The following is a 20,000-nucleotide window of genomic DNA, read 5'->3' as shown; positions in this document are numbered from 1 at the left end:
GCGCCTCAGCGTCAGTTACAGACCAGAAAGCCGCCTTCGCCACTGGTGTTCCTCCACATCTCTACGCATTTCACCGCTACACGTGGAATTCCGCTTTCCTCTTCTGCACTCAAGTCCCCCAGTTTCCAATGACCCTCCACGGTTGAGCCGTGGGCTTTCACATCAGACTTAAAGGACCGCCTGCGCGCGCTTTACGCCCAATAATTCCGGACAACGCTTGCCACCTACGTATTACCGCGGCTGCTGGCACGTAGTTAGCCGTGGCTTTCTGGTTAGGTACCGTCAAGGTACCGGCAGTTACTCCGGTACTTGTTCTTCCCTAACAACAGAGCTTTACGACCCGAAGGCCTTCATCGCTCACGCGGCGTTGCTCCATCAGACTTTCGTCCATTGTGGAAGATTCCCTACTGCTGCCTCCCGTAGGAGTCTGGGCCGTGTCTCAGTCCCAGTGTGGCCGATCACCCTCTCAGGTCGGCTACGCATCGTCGCCTTGGTGAGCCGTTACCTCACCAACTAGCTAATGCGCCGCGGGCCCATCTGTAAGTGTCAGCGTAAACCGACTTTCAGCTTTTCCTCATGAGAGGAAAAGGATTATCCGGTATTAGCATCGGTTTCCCGATGTTATCCCAGTCTTACAGGCAGGTTGCCCACGTGTTACTCACCCGTCCGCCGCTAATCTTCAGGAGCAAGCTCCTAAAAGATTCGCTCGACTTGCATGTATTAGGCACGCCGCCAGCGTTCGTCCTGAGCCAGGATCAAACTCTCCGAGAAAGTTGATTTAGCTCATTTTGTTACGTTGGCTTAGTTTCAAATGAAACTAATATTATTGTTTGTTGACGTTTTTGTTTGTTTAGTTTTCAAGGAACATTTACTCTATCGCCCAAAAGCGACTTTATAATCATACCAAGTTAGCAACTGAAAGTCAATAACTTTTTTCTTTAATACTCTAGGTCGTGGTGACGACTTTTAATATATTACACTACTAATTATAATAGGTCAAGTATATTTATAGATATTTTATTAATTTAATCAAGTCACTCCTTCGTAAGTAGCCGCTTTACCCTCTACACAGAAAGAAAACCGCTGAAGGACAGCGGTTTGTGTTAGTTAAATAACCCAATGCTGAATGGCTACTAATGCAACTAAGCCTGGTATTCCTAGAAATCCCGAAACAGCAGATGTTGCCACGTTAATGGGTACATGAATGCCATAGCGATTGCCTGCCACATTTAAGAAAAATAAGAACAAAGCCCCAATTAAGAACTTAATCGCCGCTTGCCCAACAAATCGCGCGGGCTTAAAAGGAGCCCCAGAGAATAACAATAAAACAACAAGTCCTCCCAGAATTGAAATAACAATAATAGGTTCCAAAAAAGCTATCCCCCTTCTTAAGTCACTTTACTTACAACATATGTACAAGTTAGTAAGAATAGACCGTTGAAAACGGATAGCTTATGTTTTGATGGAGTTAAATGAATGGTAGGTTCCAATCTTACTCTATTTAAGTAATGTTACCCCACGCTGCTTTGCTTCCCTTAATAAAAAAATATACTTGGCTTCGGCTATTTTCGTTTGGCAGATCACTTCTTCGGATGGATCGAAGCTTTTTTCCAACAACAGTTTTTCTTGATGCCAATGCGCTTTATACCGATTTAACTGCATTAAAAGCTTTTCATCATACTCTTTTCGCAGCCGTCCTTTACGCCGAAAAAACATGATTGATTCCTCCGGTTCAAATATCTGGCAAACCTATTTGTTTATAATTCCCGTCTGCCTTCTAAGGCCTTCGACAAGGTAACCTCATCTGCATATTCAAGGTCTCCTCCGACAGGAAGCCCATGTGCAATTCTGGTTGTTTTTATCCCTGACGGTCTTAACAATCTCGAAATATACATGGCTGTCGCTTCCCCCTCAATATTAGGGTTTGTCGCAAGGATTACTTCTTGAACAGTTTCATCTTGAAGACGCTTGAGCAGGTCGGGGATATTGATATCTTCAGGACCTATTCCCTCCATAGGGGAAATTGCCCCATGCAATACATGGTACAGGCCGTTAAACTCTTTCATTTTTTCCATTGCAATCACATCTTTAGGGTCTTGAACCACACAGATTGTGCTCTTATCCCTGCGTTGATCTTCACAAATATAACAGGGATCCTGGTCTGTAATATGACCACATACAGAACAATACGTAAGATTACGTTTGGCGTTGACTAGTGCTTTAGCAAAATCAAGCACCGTATCTTCTTTCATATTTAAGACATGAAAGGCCAGACGCGAGGCCGTTTTGGGGCCGATACCCGGCAGCTTCATAAAACTATCAATCAACTTAGAAATCGGTTCAGGATAATGCATTTAATTTTCCCCTCTTGAACAGCAAAGGTGCCTGACACCAAGGAATATCACCTCGAGTCCTCAGACACCCCGACTAGACATTTTTTAATCCAGTTTTACTTTTTTGTTTAAAATGGTAAGTTCATTCCTTTAGTAAATTGCCCCATTGTATTGTTTGTTAATTCGTCTGCTTTTTTGAGAGCATCATTTACAGCAGCAAGAACAAGATCTTGAAGCATTTCAACATCATCAGGGTCAACTGCTTCAGGTTTAATTTGTACATCCAGCACTTCTTTATGACCAGAAACGGTAACAGTCACGATCCCGCCGCCAGCTGTACCTTCAATTTTCTCTTCGCCCAGCTGTTCTTGTGCCTCCGCCATTTTCTTTTGCATTTTTTGCATTTGCTTCATCATATTTTGCATATTACCCATTCCACCACGGTTCATTCCCATTACCTCCGTTTTATGTTTGTTTAATCAACTATTTCAACAAATTCAGCACCAAATAATTTCTTTGCTTCCGAAACATGCGGCTCTTCTTCCTTTATTGCTGCTTCGCTTAAATCTCCTTCATCACCATCATGGTGGCTGTTTAAGAAGCTTTCACGAATCGGTAACCATTGGTCTTCCGGAACACCTAATAGTATAAAACGTTTGCCGGTTGATTTATATAGTGACGCAGTAACAGCATCCATAAAATCGGCACGATTCATAGCCATTTGACAAATCATTTCATGCTTGAATTTTATTATTAAAGCAGTAGCTGAAGCTGCAATTGGTTCAGCATCATTTAATAGGGCTGCCTGAGATTTTAATAAACCTTCCCTCATCTCGCCCCAATGTGTTTTTATGAGGTTTAAGTCATTTTTTGTTGCCTGTTTTAAAACTTCATTAATTTTTCCAACAGCCGGCTGGAATGTCTTTTTCGAAGATTTATGGGCTGCCTTTTGCGGCTGTGGCGTGGACTCTTGTGCTGCTGATGTGATTCCATTCGCCTTCAAGTTTTGCAGTTCCATTTCAAGCTGATCAATTCTGGTAAGCAATTGGCCAATTTGCCCATTCTCTGGTTGTTCAGAATGTCTGCCTTCCATCTGGCAAAGTTTCACAATTGCCACTTCAAGAAAAATTCTTGGATGATTTGTCCATCGCATTTCCTGCTGTGTCTTATTCAATAGTTCAATCAGCTCATAAATCTTTTCTGTTGGAGTTGCTTCCGCTATCTGACGAAACTCATCATCCAGCATCACTCTCTCTAGTGATTCCTCTAAATTTGGGGCTGTTTTATAAAGCAGCATATCCCGGTAAAATAAAATCAAATCTTCAATGAATCGAGTAGGATCTTTCCCATGAAACAATAGTTCATCAAGAGCCTCTAAACCACTGGCCACATCCTTTTCTTGAAAGGACATTGCTAATTTATTTAGAAATCCTTGCGAGACAGAACCTGTGACGGTCAAGGCATCTTCAAGCGAAACACGATCCTGACTATAGGAAATCGCCTGATCTAATAAACTTAAGGCATCACGCATTCCGCCATCCGCCGCGCGGGCAATCATTTGCAAGGCTGTCTCATCACAATTAACCCCAGTTTCATCAACGATTAATTTCATCCGATTGACAATCGAACCTGCTGTAATCCTCCTAAAATCAAAACGCTGACATCTAGAGATGATGGTTAACGGGATTTTATGAGGTTCAGTGGTTGCTAAAATAAAAATCACATGCTTCGGCGGTTCTTCTAATGTTTTGAGCAAGGCATTAAAAGCACTAATGGATAACATATGCACTTCATCGATAATATAGACCTTGTATTTTACGGCTGTTGGTGCAAATTTGACCTTCTCCAATACATCTCGCATTTCTTCCACACGAGAATTAGAAGCTGCATCAAATTCTAATACATCTGGAATGGTACCATTTGTAATCCCCCGGCACGCCGCACATTCATTACAAGGCTCTGAAACAGGCGCATGCTCACAATTAATTGCCTTTGCTAAAATTTTAGCCGCACTGGTTTTACCTGTTCCCCTAGGCCCGGAGAACAAATAGGCATGTGAAGTCTTTTGTTGAAGCAGGGCGTTTTGCAATGTCTTGGTAACATGTTCTTGTCCCACTACATCAATAAAGTTTTGAGGACGCCAAACACGATATAAAGCTTGATAAGCCAATGGACACCGCCCCCTTCAAAGTTTTCATCTTCCCTATTATAACGTATCTAATTTCCTTTTTACAAAAAGAATAACAAAAAACTCATCCCAATTCTGAGATGAGTTTATTTATAGGCATATGTAACAGCCGTGCACCTTCCGTCGACTTGCGCCCATAAGCGTTACTTAAGCAGTTAGCTCGGCCCAGGCAACCCTGCGGCACATGGGAGCGTCCACTTAATGCTGCTTCCTTCCGGACCTGACATGGTTCATGGATTCCCATTGCGCAGGACCCGGGCGTCAACACCACTTACTTAAGGCAGACCCTACAGGCAACAAGCCTCGGGAAGGGATTCAGTCCCGCTAGAGCGGATTGCGGGTACAGGGCACCGCTACCTCCCCACCTAGCACGGCAAAGTTGATACCAAATTTATTTGTGCGTCTTGATGACGCCTTATTAATATACAATCTTTCTCGAAAAAAAGCAATCTTTATCAACTGTAAATTACTGTAAATCATTTAAAGCTGTCTGGTTTTTTAATTGTCTTTCCAGCTTTTTTCGTTTCCTTATCTTCCGAAAAAACTCAGATAACAATTGACTAGTTTCGCATTCTAAAACGCCTTTTGCAATCTCACATTGATGATTGAAACGTGGGTCTTGTAATAAATTCATAAGCGTTCCTGCTACTCCGGCTTTTGGGTCGCTGGCACCATAAACGACCCTATTAACTCTTGATAGTATTATGGCACCTGCACACATAGGACAGGGCTCGAGCGTTACATATAACGTTGTGTTTTCTAAACGCCATGAGCCTGTTTCCCTGCAGGCTTGATCAATCGCTAGCAGTTCCGCATGTGCGATGGCATTGTGTTCACTTTCCCGTAGATTATGGGAACGGGCAATGATTTTGCCCTCTCTCACCAGCACCGCTCCAATTGGAACTTCATTTAAGCTTTCTGCCTTTTTAGCTTCCTTTATTGCTTCATTCATGAAATATTCATCTTGATTTCCTTCGAACATAACGGAAAAACCACCTTTAAAACGATTAAGTCGTTTAGTTTACCTAGAAAAAGGATAAAAAACTATATGTTATTCCAAAATAAATATAAAGGAGAGAGGGAAATGGACGATACTCGACCTGCACTGCTCATAATTGATATGATTAACAACTTTGATTTTCCTCATGGCTCCATTTTGGCCAAAAAGGCTCACCAAATAGCAAAGTCTATTAAATCCTTAAAAGAGCAATTTCATAAGCAAAAACTGCCTGTCATCTTTATTAATGACCATTATAATTTATGGCAGGCTGATTTACATAAAATTATTGACTACTGCCGAAATGAAAACAGTCAGCCGCTCTTTGACCAGCTGCTTCCCGAAGAGGACGATTATTTTTTAATAAAACCAAAACACTCTGCATTCTATGGGACGGCTTTAAATACGCTGCTTCTACAGTTAAATGTAAATACGCTTGTACTCACAGGGATAGCCGGAAATATTTGTGTGTTATTTACCGCAAATGATGCCTATATGCGTGAATATAAACTATTGGTGGCCAAAGATTGTATCGCCTCGGTGGATGAGAATGACAATCGGTACGCGCTATTAATGATGGAAAACGTGTTAAAGGCTAAGATGGCTTCCACTTACAATGAAATTTACCAACATTATATCATGTAATTTCTCTTCCCCTCATACAATAGCGGTAGCGTATGTCTGTGGGAGGGATCAAGAATGCAAATTCATGTGGTAAAAAGTAATGAGACATTAACAACAATTGCCCGGACCTATCATACTACCGTTCAAGATATAACTGAGGCTAACGAACCGCCTAATCCTAATGACCTGGTAGTCGGTCAAGCGTTAGTCATCCCCATTATTGGTCAGTTCTATTTTGTTCAATCAGGGGATTCTTTATATACAATTGCCAGGAGATTTGGTACTTCTCCTCAACAACTTGCATCCATCAACCGAATTAATGTGAATCAGCCGCTTAATGTAGGGGTGAGACTTTATATTCCACAAACCGCGAAAAGAAATGGTGAATTTAATGCCTATGTCGAACCACGGGGAACTACAGTTGCTCCTGCATTAGAAGCAAGTGCCCGCGAAGCTGCACCGTATTTAACCTATTTAGCCCCGTTTAGCTTTCAAGCCCGCCGCGATGGAACCTTGAAGGCACCCTTACTTAATCAATTTCCGGCCATTGCCAGAGCCAATCGTAATGTTTTGATGATGGTCATAAACAACCAGGAGAATGATCAATTTAGCAACGAACTTGGCAGAATCTTATTAAATGATATGACCATTCAAAATAAATTTCTCGATAATATTGTCGCTACGGCTAAACAATATGGTTTCCGCGATATCCATTTTGATTTTGAGTTTTTACGCCCTGCCGACCGTGAGGCCTATAACAACTTTTTACGAAAAGCGAAGCAGCGTTTTCAAAGCCAAGGCTGGTTGATGTCCACTGCACTGGCACCCAAGACAAGTGCAACCCAGCAGGGGGAATGGTATGAGGCGCATGATTATAAGGCTCACGGTGAAATATCTGACTTTGTCGTAATCATGACGTATGAATGGGGGTATAGCGGCGGCCCTGCAATGGCCGTATCGCCGATTGATCAAGTTAGAAGAGTACTGGAATATGCCATAACAGAAATACCAGCTAATAAAATCATGATGGGGCAAAATCTCTATGGCTATGATTGGACTCTGCCTTTCGTTCAAGGGTCAGTGGCACGAGCAGTAAGTCCGCAGCAAGCTATCCAGCTGGCAGCAACTCATAATGTTCCGATTCAATATAACACCAAATCGCAGGCTCCATTTTTCCGTTATACGGCTGAAGGTAAGCAGCATGAAGTCTGGTTTGAGGATGCCCGTTCCATCCAAGCTAAGTTTAATTTAATTAAAGAACTAAATTTAAGAGGAATGAGTTATTGGAAATTAGGATTGTCATTTCCGCAAAATTGGCTGCTAATCGTCGAAAATTTCAATGTCACCAAAAGAGGATCATAGAAAGCAGAGGCCTCGGACCTGAAAAATATAATTCCACAAGAACTGCCATCTTTCGGCAGTTTTTTCTTTTTTTTGACATAAATCTCACTTGTTCTAAATTTTCCATGTCCCTTACTAGGGCGATTGTGATAAAATAATTTTTGTGTCTATAACGAAAAGCGGATGCGTCCGCTGGAGCTGGACAAAACCAAACATAACTAATATCCAGTCTTAACTGGTTGATCATAGAAGTGCGGGCAGTTGGAGAAGGAGGACTTGCAATGGGCGATATACCCTTTATTACCGTTGAAGGGCCGATTGGTGTAGGAAAAACATCTCTCGCAAAAGCCATTTCAGAACAGTTTAATTTTGCATTGTTAAAAGAGATTGTTGATGAAAATCCATTCTTAGGGAAATTCTACGACAATATAGAGGAGTGGAGTTTCCAAACAGAAATGTTTTTCCTCTGCAACCGCTATAAGCAATTGGGCGATATTAATAACCATTTCCTAAGTCAGAACAAGTCAGTTGTTGCCGACTATCATATTTTAAAAAATTTGATTTTTGCCGAGCGGACATTGAGCAGGGAAGAGTATCAAAAGTACTTCAAGATTTATCAAATTCTTACTGAAGATATGCCAAAACCTAATGTCATTATTTATCTGAATGCCAGCTTAGATACATTGTTGAAACGGATTAGGCTAAGGGGGCGTGAAGTAGAGAAAAATATTAGTCCCCTTTACTTAGAACAATTATCGATTGATTATGAAAATACGATAGCCACCTTTGAAAAGGAACATCCGGAAATTCCCGTTCTCCGTTTTAGCGGAGATGAGTTGGATTTTGTAAAAAGCGAGCAGGATTTAAATTATATTTTTCATACGTTATCAACTTCGTTAAAAGAGAACAGCTGGGTTAACAACAAATTATAGAACGGGGGATGTTAGTGAGTATCGTTATTGGTGGAATGATTGGTCTTGGGAAAACAAGTGTGGCTGATACGTTAAATGCCCACTTTAAGAATAAAGGAATTGAAAGCAAAGTATTTTACGAGGCGGTTGATGATAATCCGATTCTTCCCCTTTATTATGAATTAACACCTGAAGAGCTAGATGCACGAAGAATCCCTTTTCTTTTGCAATTATTCTTCTTGAACAAACGGTTTAAAACGGTTAAGGATTGTATCAATTGGCGCGAACCGATTTATACGATTCAAGATCGTTCCATCTATGAAGATTGGTATTTTGCATATGTAAATAAAAACTTAGGAAGAATTTCTGAGTTGGAATTTAAAATCTATGAAGATCTTGTCGACAATATGATGGAAGAGTTAAACGAACTTCCAAAAAAGGCTCCCGATTTAATGGTTTATTTAAAGGGATCATTTGATACGGTCATAGACCGAATTATGGCACGCGGACGCAGCTTTGAAATCAACCCTGAACTGAAAGAGTACTACTTTGAAGTATGGAAGGGCTACGATGAGTGGGTGTTGAATCAATATTCAGCCAGTGAAGTGCTGGTGATAGATATGGATACTACCGATGTTGTCAAAAGTAACACGGATGCCATAGAGGTTTGTCAGGCAGTTGAGGATAAATTAAAACATATTTTAAAAATAGAAACAGCACATATTGGTTAAACCAGTATGTGCTGTTTTTTTATTTTTAAAAAAAGGTATAAAAAAAATTCGTTACAACAGTGTAACGAACCTTTATCTCCAGTATTTTATGCGCGATAGTAAATGTATTATGGAGGAGGAAGAGGGATTCGAACCCCCGCGCGGTATGACCCGCCTGTCGGTTTTCAAGACCGATCCCTTCAGCCAGACTTGGGTATTCCTCCGTATCGACAATTGATAATTTATCATATATTATAAACCAAGTCAACTAATATTATTAAAATTCCCGAAAGAAATTTTTTCATTCGGGAATTTTTTTATTTTGGCCCTGTTGATTTCACTGTGTTTGAAAAATAAACGGCAAAATCCGTTTAAATTGGGAAATACCCATATTTCCTTAAAAATAAAGGAAGTTTTTCCGTTTATTCTATTCAAACCTTTGGATTTTTCCTTTTTTAAAGCAGTTAACCGGAATATCTCCGTTTATATCTGCTACTTAAACTTCCTTTAAATACATTAGCAGGAAATTCTCCGCCTATGAATTCTCATACTTACATGAAAATCAACAATGAATAATAACAGGGCCTTTATTTTTATATTGGTTTTATTACTTCTTTATTCCCCATATATGGCCGTAAGGCGGTTGGGATGACGACACTGCCGTCTTCCTGCTGGTAGTTTTCTAAAATAGCAGCGACCGTGCGGCCAATCGCAAGGCCTGATCCATTTAAGGTATGAACATGTTCTGGCTTTGCCTTTGGATCACGACGGAACCGAATATTAGCCCGTCTTGCTTGGAATGCTTCAAAGTTACTGCAAGAAGAAATCTCGCGGTAGGTGCCATAGCTTGGGAGCCACACTTCAATATCATACTTTTTCGCAGCGGTAAAACCAAGGTCACCTGTACACATGCTCAGGACACGGTATGGAAGCTCAAGAATTTGTAACACGCGCTCCGCATCATGGGTCAGTTTTTCAAGCTCCTCATAAGAGTCCTCAGGCTTTACGAACTTCACAAGCTCCACTTTATTGAATTGATGCTGGCGAATTAGCCCTCTCGTATCACGGCCGGCAGAGCCTGCTTCAGAACGGAAACATGCGCTGTATGCCGCAAAGCGAATAGGAAGGTCCTCGCCGCTTAAGATTTCATCACGATGATAATTCGTAACTGGCACCTCAGCTGTAGGAATAAGGAAGTAATCTTCATTTCCAACTAGAAAAGCATCTTCTTCAAACTTTGGCAATTGCCCAGTCCCTGTCATGCTCGTGCGGTTAACTAAATAAGGAGGCAGGATTTCTGTGTAGCCATGCTCCTCGACATGAAGGTCTAGCATGAAACTAATTAAGGCGCGCTCTAAACGTGCTCCAAGCCCCTTGTAAAACACAAAGCGGCTGCCTGTTACTTTGCCGGCACGTTCAAAATCAAGAATGCCTAGGTCAGTCGCAAGATCCCAGTGCGGCTTTGCCTCGTAATCAAACTCGCGAACTTGACCCCATTTTCTGATTTCTATATTGTCGTCTTCACTTTCCCCAATAGGTACACTGTCATGGGGAATATTAGGAATGCTCAATAGCAGTTGGTCTAGACTTTCTTCCACCACGCGTAGTTCGTCATCAAGTGTTTTGATTTGCTCTCCCACTTCACGCATCTCTTTTATTAAATGATCAGCATCCTGCTTTTCACGTTTTAATACCGCAACTTGTTGGGAAACCTCATTTCGTCTGCTCTTAAGCTTCTCCGATTCAACGATTAATTCCCGCCTTTTCTGATCAAGGTCCTCAAACTGTCCTAGTGCTGATAAATCTTCACCACGATGCTGGAGCTTTTCTTTGACTTCAGTAAAATTAGCTCGTAACACTTTAATATCTAACATAACCCTGCACTCCTTTTCTCTATTCCTTTGTAAACTGTATAGCGCAAGCATCCCATTGGGAGCTTCTGCTAAAAAAAGGCTCTGTTAATCTTATTTGTTGATTTCCGCTCCAGGCGCTTCGCTTTCCGCGGGCGTGCCGGGGAGCCTCCTCGTCGCTTCGCTCCTGCGGGGTCTCCCCTGCCCCGTACTCCCGCAGGAGTCTTCGCACCTTCCTCTCCAATCAACGTGCTTAAAAATCAACATTAATCTTTAACACAGCCAAAAAAATAAAAAACTCCCGCCCCTAAAACAGGGACGAGAGTTACTCGCGATACCACCCTGGTTGACAGTCCATGACTGTCCACCTCAAAAAATGTAACGGTTTTTACCGAAAGTACTTACTTACCTTTCATTAAGGCGTTCCATACCTTACTCGAGGAGGGATTCACAAGCATCACACACCGATTCACACCAACCACCGGTTCTCTTAAGAGTGAGGTTCTTGTTACTAATTCCTCTCATTGCTTTTTCATTATGAATGATTTGTTTTTTAATTTACTATAATTATTAGCCAATTGCAACAAAATTAAACAAGAAGTTTGGCCTTTGCTTCCTTAACCATCTCAACGAAGTACGCCGTAATGCGATGGTCTTCGGTCAATTCAGGATGAAAAGAACAGCCTAGAAATTGACCTTCCCGTGCGGCGACGATGCGGTCATTATGCTTGGACAAGATTTCAACATTCTCTCCTGCCTCGACGATGTGCGGCGCCCGAATAAACACCGCTGGGAAGCTATCAGCTACATCTTTAATCGTGAGGTCGGCCTCAAAGCTATCCACTTGGCGTCCAAACGAGTTGCGTTCCACTTTAATGTCCATCACACCAATATGTGACTCCTTATAGCCCACTAGCTCCTTTGCTAAAAGAATCAATCCTGCACAAGTTCCGAACATTGGTTTTCCTTCTGTGGCAAAGGCCTTTAGCGAATCCATGAAGTCATATTTATCAATTAGGCGGCGCATTGCGGTGCTCTCGCCGCCAGGAAGAATAAGGCCATCTATATCCTCTAATTCTTCTTTATGTTTAACAGCGACTGCCTCTACACCACATGCTTCTAACGACTGAATATGTTCACGGACGGCTCCTTGCAAAGCGAGTACGCCGATTTTAATCATAGCTTACCAGCCTCTTTCCTGCATACGATCCTGAGGTGCTAAGGATGAAATTTCAATTCCCTTCATCGGTGTACCCAAATCCTTTGAAAGCTCCGCAATTAATTTATAATCTTGGAAATGTGTAGTAGCTTCGACGATGGCTCTAGCAAACTTTGCAGGGTTCTCTGATTTGAAAATCCCAGAGCCAACAAATACACCGTCAGCTCCTAATTGCATCATCAGGGCTGCATCTGCAGGTGTTGCGACCCCACCAGCAGCAAAGTTAACAACTGGCAAGCGGCCAAGATGTTTAATCTCGAGAAGCAGTTCATATGGTGCACCAAGTAATTTTGCTTCAGTCATTAATTCATCTTCCTGCATACCCACCACTTTACGAACTTGTGCATTTACTTTACGGATATGGCGAACTGCCTCAACAATATTTCCAGTTCCCGGCTCACCCTTTGTGCGAAGCATGGAAGCACCTTCACCTATTCTGCGGGCAGCCTCACCAAGGTCACGGCATCCGCAAACAAATGGAACCGTATACTCTTTTTTATTTAAGTGGTATTCCTCATCAGCTGGTGTTAATACTTCACTTTCGTCAATATAGTCGACACCCATCGCTTCGAGTATACGTGCCTCCACTATATGCCCGATTCTAGCTTTAGCCATAACGGGAATCGAAACAGCATTTAATACCTCTTCCACGATTCTTGGATCCGCCATTCTCGCAACACCGCCAGCAGCGCGAATATCTGAAGGAACACGCTCTAATGCCATTACCGCCACGGCACCAGCTTCCTCTGCTATTTTTGCCTGCTCTGCATTAATGACGTCCATAATAACGCCGCCTTTTTGCATTTCGGCCATTCCGCGTTTTACGAGTTCTGTACCTGTTTTCATAAAAACATCCCCCTTTATTTTTAATATTAAGAAAACTAAAAGCATATGTAGGTTAATTCCCTAATAACTCCTCGGAATTATTTTACCATAGCTTCATTAAAGCAACAAAAAAGGATTCCTGTCAAGACAAGAATCCTTGGTTAAAAATTATTATCAGATTGAATTAAAACCATCCTTTAACAGTGGAAGAAATTCCATGCCAGACATCTCCGAAGAAATTGCCAATGCCCCGCATCATTAAGACAAACCAGTTTGATTTTTCAACATCTTCAGCAGCAATCACATCAACCTGTGCTTTTTTCTGCCCCTCAGGTGTTAAGAAATTAACCTTTTCACCATTTTTAGGTTTAACAGTCAAATAACCAACTTTTTCCCCTTTTTTAATAGGTGCAGTTAATTCCCCGTTTTTGTTAATTTTCTTTTTATCAAGGACAAGGACTGGTTGATAGTTTTTCTTTTCACCATTAGGAACTACCATGGTAATGGCTGATTTTGTATAAATCTTTACTTGATTCTCTTTTCCTTTAACCACAGGAACGGTTTTCTGTCCCTTTACTTGATAATGTTTAGGAACTAGTTGTTCATTTGAAAAATTACTGAAGGCATAATCCATCATCTTTCTTGTTTCTTCAAAACGGGCTTTATAACCGCCTTTGCCGCTGGCGTCAACCGCATTTTGGACAACGGTGATAAATCTTTTCCCATCACGGCTGGCTGTTCCGGTAAAACAGTACCCTGCAAAATCGGTTGTCCCTGTTTTAAGCCCGTCCATCCCTTGATAACCGTACGTTAATTCTGGAAGCATCCAGTTCCAGTTATCCATCTTAATTTGGTCATCTGTACCTTCTCTAAAGATTTTCCTTGGGGTACTAGCTGTTTTTAATACATCAGGAAAATCATTAATTAGGTGGAAGGCTAACTTAGCGACAGCCCGGGAAGACATTACATTTTCTTCTTCTGCACCCGTTCCTTCTGGATGCTGGCCGTGATAATCACGGTTATTTAAGCCAGACGAGTTAACGAATTTGTAATCCTTTAATCCTAACTCTTCTGCTTTTTTATTCATTATTTTTACAAAATTAGTTTCCGATCCACCGATTACCTCTGCAATAGCTATTGTTGCTGCATTGGCTGAATAAATCGCCATTGCTTCATATAACTCACGGATGGTATATGTACCGTCTGCACGTAATGGCACATTCGAAAGATCGCGATGCTGCGAGTTTTTATAAACAAGATCACTTGGTTTATATTCTTGGTCCCATTTTACTTTTCCCTTTTTAATAGAATCTAGTAAAATGTACTCCGTCATCATCTTCGTCATACTAGCGATTCCTAGTACGGTATCTGCATTCTTTTCATATAAAACCTTACCTGTTTTTCCATCCACTAATATAGCACCATCTGCATTCACATTTAACGCAGGTGCAGCCTGGGCTTTATTGACACCAGCAAAAAGACCAAAAAACATCAACATTGCCAATGAACTGGCAATTAACTTCCGATAAAAATGTTTGTTCACTCTAATACCCTCCAAGGAATTTATACACTTTGGTTATTTTAACACAACTGCCTTGCAAATCATAGACGGAGCATGGAACCATTCTTTGGCATATTTTAAAAGTTTTAATAGATTTTCTAGGACAATAGGCATTAAAAAACAGAGAAGCAAGCTTCCCTGTTGTATAGTTTTTATAATGAGTAATTAGGTGCCTCTTTTGTAATTTGGACATCATGTGGATGGCTTTCCTTCAATCCAGCACCAGTCATCCGAATAAATTGGGCGTTCATCCTCAAATTGTAAAGATCTTTGGTTCCGCAATAACCCATACCTGCGCGAATACCACCCACAAGTTGATAAATCGTTTCCGCTAACGGCCCTTTATATGGAATCCGGCCTTCAATTCCTTCTGGAACAAACTTTTTGTTATCCTCTTGGAAATAACGGTCCTTTGAACCCTTTTCCATTGCTGCAACCGAGCCCATACCACGATATACCTTAAAGCGGCGGCCTTGGAATATTTCCGTCTCTCCAGGGCTTTCTGACACACCTGCCAGTAAACTACCCAGCATAACCGCATTTCCGCCTGCTGCTAGCGCCTTTACAATATCGCCTGAGTATTTAATTCCTCCATCAGCAATAATCGTCTTACCATGCTTCATTGCTTCTGTTGCACAGTCATAAACAGCTGTAATTTGAGGAACACCTACACCTGCGACAACTCGTGTCGTACAAATTGAACCAGGTCCAATTCCTACTTTAACAACATCTGCACCGGCCTCTATCAAGGCCTTTGTTCCTTCAGCAGTTGCCACATTACCAGCAATAATCGTTAAGTCTGGATATGCACTGCGTATTTCTTTCACTTGATCAAGCACACCCTTTGAATGACCATGAGCGGTATCAAGGACAATGGCATCTACATTTGCTGCAACAAGTGCGGCAACTCGCATCATGGTATCCTTTGTGACACCAACAGCAGCACCTGCTAATAAACGGCCTTGTTGATCTTTTGCTGAGTTAGGGAATTCAATTACCTTTTCAATATCCTTAATGGTAATTAAACCTTTTAATACACCTTGCTCATTAACTAGTGGAAGTTTTTCAATTTTATATTTCTGGAGAATTTTCTCCGCTTCTTTCAAGGTTGTACCAACAGGAGCGGTAACAAGATTTTCCTTTGTCATTACATCAGAAATTTTAAATGAATAATCCTGATCTTGAATAAAGCGGAGGTCTCGGTTAGTGATAATGCCGATAAGCTTTTGATCCTCTAGGTTATTGACAATTGGTACCCCGGAAATTCTGTATTTACTCATCAAATGCTCTGCATCATATACTTGGTGATCAGGAGTTAGAAAGAATGGATCAGTGATAACGCCACTTTCTGACCTCTTTACCTTTTCAACCTGCTCAGCCTGTTGATCAATAGTCATATTCTTGTGGATGATCCCTAATCCGCCTTGACGGGCAATTGAAATCGCCATTTCTGATTCTGTTACTGTGTCCATTCCTGCGCTAATAATTGGAATATTAAGCTTTACATTTGGCGATAATTCTACTTGCAGGTTAACATCCCTTGGCAGTACCTCAGATTTACCCGGAATTAATAAAACATCATCAAACGTTAAACCTTCTTTTTGAAATTTATTTTCCCACATTATTACGGCCTCCCATATCAAACTTATATGGCATCTCGCCACCCACAACCTTGAAAATATATATAGAGAACCACACTAACCTTATATAGGCTGTGTGTTTAGTGCTAAACTCCAACAAGTTCAAGTAAGAAATGTTAATTCTTTCACAAAAATTAATTACATTCATTGCCTTTTCCAGAGTAAGGTTTCTCAAGCTAATTAAAAAAAATTTTATTTGTAGGTTATCAATTGGACAAAATACTGTCAAGGAATAAGTATTAATTTGATTCTTCTGAAAATAGGTGATTGAAGGTTGGGTACACACTATAAAGGTTGGAAAAGCTACTCCTGTTTCTTTTCGGCAGAATACTGCCAACAGTATTTAAAACAATGTTACCAAAGGCTGTCGATCGATAATCCGGAGCAAAAAAGCTATGAAAATGGCTATGCCTTTTTATATTATCTCGAACATGGTCAAATCTATTATCAACAAGCAGAAAAATCTCCACTCGTCATAAAGCCTATTTTACTTTTTTATGGACTTGTCCATCTAATTAAGGCCTGTATTTTATCTGTTGACCCCTCTTATCCTGAAACAACAGCGGTATTAGCCCATGGTGTTTCCACCAGGAAAAGAAAAAAGCAAAATTATCTCTTCTTTCATGATGAAGTCAAAATCCAAAAAAATGGACTATTCCCCTTCATGTCTGAAAAATTGTTTCACATGAAACAATTGGAAGGGGAAAAAGTCATAATGGAGGAATTACTACAGCTTATACCGGAACTCGGTGAATTATTCTTTGTCCTTCAAGGGAAAAAGACTTTTGTGACATTACATCAGCAGAATGAGCAGCTCAGTATCCCTGAAACCATTTTAGACCATTTTCATATGACGGAGAGCCGCTTTAAGGAGTTTTTTGCCTCGAAGTTTAAAAGAGAAGTGGATTTTTCTAATGAGGGACTTTCGTTTATGTTGAATAATCGTGATCTTACTGAAATGTCTCCCTTATCGTTTAACTTTGAAGAAAAATCCTATACGATTCCACTTCAAAAAAGCAGCTTCTTTCATTTTCCAGAGCTGCTGATTCATTATTTACTTTTGTATAACCTTAGTATGATTGCCCGTTATGAGACAGAATGGTGGAGTGAATTAACCAAAATGATGCCAAATCATGACTATCCCTTTATTTGTTCTTTTATTGACGTGACACTTCAAAAAGGACCGTTTTTAATTTATCAGTATTTGATGCGGTAATAAACGAATTTACATTCTAATTAGGGCTCCTCTTAAAGACACTTTGTACTTGGTTCTATATCGGTTTGTCCTTAAGGCAGGGGCTTAAAGACATTTTGCTCAAGTTTTTAGTGGTTTCTGTCTTTAGACGGCCTCTTAAAGACACTTTGTACTTGGTTCTATATTGGTTTGTCCTTAAGGCGGGGGCTTAAAGACATTTTGCTCAAGTTTTTAGTGGTTTCTGTCCTTTAGACAGCCTCTTAAAGACACTTTGTACTTGGTTCTATATCGGTTTGTCCTTAAGGCGGGGGCTTAAAGACAAACTGGTCAAGTTTTTGGTGGTTTTTGACCTCTAGACGGGCTCTTAAAGACACTTTGTACTTGGTTCTATATCGGTTTGTCCTTAAGGCGGGGGCTTAAAGACATTTTGCTCAAGTTTTTAGTGGTTTCTGTCCTTTAGACGGCCTCTTAAAGACATTTTGATTGACTAAAACACAAAATTTGTCTTTAAGAGAGCTGTCACATATAAAAAACACCCTCCTCTTAAAATTCTAGATTGTTTTATAACGCAAAAAAAAGACAACCCACTACAGGTTGTCTTTTTTTTGCCTGGCAACGTCCTACTCTCACAGGGACGCGTGTCCCAACTACCATCGGCGCTGAGAAGCTTAACTTCCGTGTTCGGTATGGGAACGGGTGTGACCTTCTCGCCTTAATTACCAGACTATTTAATTAGAGGTTCATTCCCTCAAAACTAGATAATGCAGAAGAAGTTTGTAAAACATGAGTTCACCTAATATAAATGGTTAAGTCCTCGAACGATTAGTATCAGTCAGCTCCACATGTCGCCATGCTTCCACCTCTGACCTATCAACCTGATCATCTTTCAGGGTTCTTACTAGCTTGACGCTATGGGAAATCTCATCTTGAGGGGGGCTTCATGCTTAGATGCTTTCAGCACTTATCCCGTCCGCACATAGCTACCCAGCGATGCCTTTGGCAAGACAACTGGTACACCAGCGGTGCGTCCATCCCGGTCCTCTCGTACTAAGGACAGCTCCTCTCAAATTTCCTGCGCCCACGACGGATAGGGACCGAACTGTCTCACGACGTTCTGAACCCAGCTCGCGTACCGCTTTAATGGGCGAACAGCCCAACCCTTGGGACCGACTACAGCCCCAGGATGCGATGAGCCGACATCGAGGTGCCAAACCTCCCCGTCGATGTGGACTCTTGGGGGAGATAAGCCTGTTATCCCCGGGGTAGCTTTTATCCGTTGAGCGATGGCCCTTCCATGCGGAACCACCGGATCACTAAGCCCGACTTTCGTCCCTGCTCGACTTGTAGGTCTCGCAGTCAAGCTCCCTTGTGCCTTTACACTCTACGAATGATTTCCAACCATTCTGAGGGAACCTTTGGGCGCCTCCGTTACTCTTTAGGAGGCGACCGCCCCAGTCAAACTGCCCACCTGACACTGTCTCCCACCCCGATAAGGGGTGCGGGTTAGAATTTCAATACAGCCAGGGTAGTATCCCACCGACGCCTCCACCGAAGCTAGCGCTCCGGCTTCTCAGGCTCCTACCTATCCTGTACAAGCTGTACCAAAATTCAATATCAGGCTACAGTAAAGCTCCACGGGGTCTTTCCGTCCTGTCGCGGGTAACCTGCATCTTCACAGGTACTATAATTTCACCGAGTCTCTCGTTGAGACAGTGCCCAGATCGTTACGCCTTTCGTGCGGGTCGGAACTTACCCGACAAGGAATTTCGCTACCTTAGGACCGTTATAGTTACGGCCGCCGTTTACTGGGGCTTCGATTCAGAGCTTCGCTTGCGCTAACCCCTCCTCTTAACCTTCCAGCACCGGGCAGGCGTCAGCCCCTATACTTCGCCTTGCGGCTTCGCAGAGACCTGTGTTTTTGCTAAACAGTCGCCTGGGCCTATTCACTGCGGCTCTTCGAGGCTATGAACCTCAAAGAGCACCCCTTCTCCCGAAGTTACGGGGTCATTTTGCCGAGTTCCTTAACGAGAGTTCTCTCGCTCACCTTAGGATTCTCTCCTCGCCTACCTGTGTCGGTTTGCGGTACGGGCACCTTTTATCTCGCTAGAGGCTTTTCTTGGCAGTGTGGAATCAGGAACTTCGGTACTAAATTTCCCTCGCTGTCACAGCTCAGCCTTCACGGTGAACGGATTTTCCTATTCACCAGCCTAACTGCTTAGACGCGCATATCCAACAGCGCGCTTACCCTATCCTCCTGCGTCCCCCCATCACTCAAACGATAAAGAGGTGGTACAGGAATATCAACCTGTTGTCCATCGCCTACGCCTTTCGGCCTCGGCTTAGGTCCCGACTAACCCTGAGCGGACGAGCCTTCCTCAGGAAACCTTAGGCATTCGGTGGATGAGATTCTCACTCATCTTTCGCTACTCATACCGGCATTCTCACTTCTAAGCGCTCCACCAGTCCTTACGGTCTAGCTTCAACGCCCTTAGAACGCTCTCCTACCACTGACACCTGATGGTGTCAATCCACAGCTTCGGTGATACGTTTAGCCCCGGTACATTTTCGGCGCAGAGTCACTCGACCAGTGAGCTATTACGCACTCT

The 20,000-nt window shown here is 42.0% G+C and carries 16 protein-coding genes, 1 tRNA gene, 3 rRNA genes, 1 other RNA gene and 1 other annotated feature (2 of these 22 cut by a window edge); of the genes, 5 read left to right on the top strand and 16 right to left on the bottom strand.

All coding sequences use genetic code 11. The features are described from left to right. The 8 genes from AC4E8C_RS00155 to tadA all read right to left on the bottom strand — a co-directional run. Nucleotides 1-771: ribosomal RNA gene (locus tag AC4E8C_RS00155) — 16S ribosomal RNA — on the bottom strand; it reaches 780 nt to the left of the window's first position. A 336-nt stretch (nucleotides 772-1,107) separates the two neighbouring features. Then, on the bottom strand, nucleotides 1,108-1,371 hold the full coding sequence (locus AC4E8C_RS00150; RefSeq protein WP_490209347.1) for a pro-sigmaK processing inhibitor BofA family protein: 264 nt from the start codon (nucleotides 1,369-1,371) through the stop codon (nucleotides 1,108-1,110). Between the two features lie 126 nt (nucleotides 1,372-1,497). Next, nucleotides 1,498-1,716, bottom strand: a complete 219-nt coding sequence (locus AC4E8C_RS00145) for a YaaL family protein (protein WP_490209345.1) — start codon at nucleotides 1,714-1,716, stop codon at nucleotides 1,498-1,500. Between the two features lie 41 nt (nucleotides 1,717-1,757). Continuing rightward, nucleotides 1,758-2,354: a recombination mediator RecR gene (recR, locus tag AC4E8C_RS00140; protein ID WP_490209343.1), complete on the bottom strand. Its 597-nt coding sequence runs from the start codon at nucleotides 2,352-2,354 to the stop codon at nucleotides 1,758-1,760. Between the two features lie 107 nt (nucleotides 2,355-2,461). Then, nucleotides 2,462-2,782: a YbaB/EbfC family nucleoid-associated protein gene (locus tag AC4E8C_RS00135; protein ID WP_490209341.1), complete on the bottom strand. Its 321-nt coding sequence runs from the start codon at nucleotides 2,780-2,782 to the stop codon at nucleotides 2,462-2,464. A gap of 26 nt (nucleotides 2,783-2,808) precedes the next feature. Beyond that, nucleotides 2,809-4,503, bottom strand: coding sequence for a DNA polymerase III subunit gamma/tau (gene dnaX / locus AC4E8C_RS00130; protein ID WP_490209339.1), 1,695 nt, complete (start codon nucleotides 4,501-4,503; stop codon nucleotides 2,809-2,811). A gap of 127 nt (nucleotides 4,504-4,630) precedes the next feature. Next, nucleotides 4,631-4,895: signal recognition particle sRNA large type (gene ffs, locus AC4E8C_RS00125), an RNA gene on the bottom strand. Between the two features lie 92 nt (nucleotides 4,896-4,987). Further along, the gene (gene tadA / locus AC4E8C_RS00120; protein WP_490209337.1) at nucleotides 4,988-5,503 is read right to left on the bottom strand and encodes a tRNA adenosine(34) deaminase TadA; all 516 of its coding nucleotides are present in this window, start codon (nucleotides 5,501-5,503) and stop codon (nucleotides 4,988-4,990) included. Nucleotides 5,504-5,605: 102 nt separating this feature from the next. Here tadA and AC4E8C_RS00115 point away from each other — a divergent pair, with 102 nt between their 5' ends. The 4 genes from AC4E8C_RS00115 (at nucleotide 5,606) to AC4E8C_RS00100 (ending at nucleotide 9,125) form a co-directional block, all read left to right on the top strand. Further along, nucleotides 5,606-6,163, top strand: a complete 558-nt coding sequence (locus AC4E8C_RS00115) for a cysteine hydrolase family protein (RefSeq protein ID WP_490209336.1) — start codon at nucleotides 5,606-5,608, stop codon at nucleotides 6,161-6,163. 54 nt (nucleotides 6,164-6,217) lie between these two features. Then, on the top strand, nucleotides 6,218-7,504 hold the full coding sequence (locus AC4E8C_RS00110) for a LysM peptidoglycan-binding domain-containing protein (protein ID WP_490209334.1): 1,287 nt from the start codon (nucleotides 6,218-6,220) through the stop codon (nucleotides 7,502-7,504). A 260-nt stretch (nucleotides 7,505-7,764) separates the two neighbouring features. Beyond that, nucleotides 7,765-8,415 carry a deoxynucleoside kinase gene (locus AC4E8C_RS00105; RefSeq protein ID WP_490209332.1) on the top strand — a complete coding sequence of 217 codons (651 nt, stop codon included), beginning with the start codon at nucleotides 7,765-7,767 and terminating at the stop codon, nucleotides 8,413-8,415. Nucleotides 8,416-8,423: 8 nt separating this feature from the next. Further along, entirely contained in the window at nucleotides 8,424-9,125 is a 702-nt protein-coding gene (locus AC4E8C_RS00100) for a deoxynucleoside kinase (RefSeq protein WP_490209331.1), read from the top strand. A gap of 110 nt (nucleotides 9,126-9,235) precedes the next feature. Here AC4E8C_RS00100 and AC4E8C_RS00095 read toward each other — a convergent pair. The 6 genes from AC4E8C_RS00095 to guaB all read right to left on the bottom strand — a co-directional run bounded on the left by AC4E8C_RS00095 (nucleotide 9,236) and on the right by guaB (nucleotide 16,181). After that, nucleotides 9,236-9,328 (bottom strand) — tRNA-Ser (locus tag AC4E8C_RS00095). Nucleotides 9,329-9,697: 369 nt separating this feature from the next. After that, complete coding sequence (gene serS, locus AC4E8C_RS00090; protein ID WP_490209329.1) at nucleotides 9,698-10,978, bottom strand: serine--tRNA ligase; 1,281 nt, start codon at nucleotides 10,976-10,978, stop codon at nucleotides 9,698-9,700. A gap of 287 nt (nucleotides 10,979-11,265) precedes the next feature. Beyond that, nucleotides 11,266-11,488, bottom strand: a binding site (T-box leader). A gap of 55 nt (nucleotides 11,489-11,543) precedes the next feature. After that, a complete protein-coding gene (pdxT, locus tag AC4E8C_RS00085; protein WP_490209328.1) occupies nucleotides 11,544-12,134 on the bottom strand; it encodes a pyridoxal 5'-phosphate synthase glutaminase subunit PdxT in 591 nt (196 codons plus the stop codon). Nucleotides 12,135-12,137: 3 nt separating this feature from the next. Beyond that, on the bottom strand, nucleotides 12,138-13,019 hold the full coding sequence (pdxS, locus tag AC4E8C_RS00080) for a pyridoxal 5'-phosphate synthase lyase subunit PdxS (RefSeq protein WP_490209326.1): 882 nt from the start codon (nucleotides 13,017-13,019) through the stop codon (nucleotides 12,138-12,140). Between the two features lie 163 nt (nucleotides 13,020-13,182). Beyond that, nucleotides 13,183-14,496, bottom strand: coding sequence for a serine hydrolase (locus AC4E8C_RS00075; protein WP_490212419.1), 1,314 nt, complete (start codon nucleotides 14,494-14,496; stop codon nucleotides 13,183-13,185). Between the two features lie 215 nt (nucleotides 14,497-14,711). Beyond that, complete coding sequence (gene guaB, locus AC4E8C_RS00070; protein ID WP_490209324.1) at nucleotides 14,712-16,181, bottom strand: IMP dehydrogenase; 1,470 nt, start codon at nucleotides 16,179-16,181, stop codon at nucleotides 14,712-14,714. 292 nt (nucleotides 16,182-16,473) lie between these two features. Here guaB and AC4E8C_RS00065 point away from each other — a divergent pair, with 292 nt between their 5' ends. Then, nucleotides 16,474-17,415, top strand: coding sequence for a YaaC family protein (locus AC4E8C_RS00065; RefSeq protein ID WP_490209323.1), 942 nt, complete (start codon nucleotides 16,474-16,476; stop codon nucleotides 17,413-17,415). A gap of 586 nt (nucleotides 17,416-18,001) precedes the next feature. On the opposite strand, the gene rrf is transcribed toward AC4E8C_RS00065, so the two are convergent. Both rrf and AC4E8C_RS00055 read right to left on the bottom strand, forming a co-directional pair. Continuing rightward, nucleotides 18,002-18,118: ribosomal RNA gene (gene rrf / locus AC4E8C_RS00060) — 5S ribosomal RNA — on the bottom strand. A 78-nt stretch (nucleotides 18,119-18,196) separates the two neighbouring features. Further along, nucleotides 18,197-20,000, bottom strand: a 23S ribosomal RNA gene (locus AC4E8C_RS00055); it runs 1,134 nt beyond the window's last position.

The organism is Neobacillus sp. SRL179 (assembly GCF_984799095.1).
This window is presented reverse-complemented; position numbering and strand designations above follow the sequence as displayed.

What these genes read in the sequence shown, in the direction of transcription:
- guaB (WP_490209324.1), bottom strand. Translation starts at nt 16,181, where the DNA reads ATGTGGGAAAATAAATTTCAAAAAGAAGGTTTAACGTTTGATGATGTT.
- AC4E8C_RS00100 (WP_490209331.1), top strand. Translation starts at nt 8,424, where the DNA reads ATGTTAGTGAGTATCGTTATTGGTGGAATGATTGGTCTTGGGAAAACA.
- AC4E8C_RS00075 (WP_490212419.1), bottom strand. Translation starts at nt 14,496, where the DNA reads ATGTTGATGTTTTTTGGTCTTTTTGCTGGTGTCAATAAAGCCCAGGCT.
- pdxT (WP_490209328.1), bottom strand. Translation starts at nt 12,134, where the DNA reads ATGATTAAAATCGGCGTACTCGCTTTGCAAGGAGCCGTCCGTGAACAT.
- tadA (WP_490209337.1), bottom strand. Translation starts at nt 5,503, where the DNA reads ATGTTCGAAGGAAATCAAGATGAATATTTCATGAATGAAGCAATAAAG.
- AC4E8C_RS00105 (WP_490209332.1), top strand. Translation starts at nt 7,765, where the DNA reads ATGGGCGATATACCCTTTATTACCGTTGAAGGGCCGATTGGTGTAGGA.
- serS (WP_490209329.1), bottom strand. Translation starts at nt 10,978, where the DNA reads ATGTTAGATATTAAAGTGTTACGAGCTAATTTTACTGAAGTCAAAGAA.
- AC4E8C_RS00135 (WP_490209341.1), bottom strand. Translation starts at nt 2,782, where the DNA reads ATGAACCGTGGTGGAATGGGTAATATGCAAAATATGATGAAGCAAATG.
- recR (WP_490209343.1), bottom strand. Translation starts at nt 2,354, where the DNA reads ATGCATTATCCTGAACCGATTTCTAAGTTGATTGATAGTTTTATGAAG.
- AC4E8C_RS00110 (WP_490209334.1), top strand. Translation starts at nt 6,218, where the DNA reads ATGCAAATTCATGTGGTAAAAAGTAATGAGACATTAACAACAATTGCC.
- AC4E8C_RS00145 (WP_490209345.1), bottom strand. Translation starts at nt 1,716, where the DNA reads ATGTTTTTTCGGCGTAAAGGACGGCTGCGAAAAGAGTATGATGAAAAG.
- pdxS (WP_490209326.1), bottom strand. Translation starts at nt 13,019, where the DNA reads ATGAAAACAGGTACAGAACTCGTAAAACGCGGAATGGCCGAAATGCAA.
- AC4E8C_RS00115 (WP_490209336.1), top strand. Translation starts at nt 5,606, where the DNA reads ATGGACGATACTCGACCTGCACTGCTCATAATTGATATGATTAACAAC.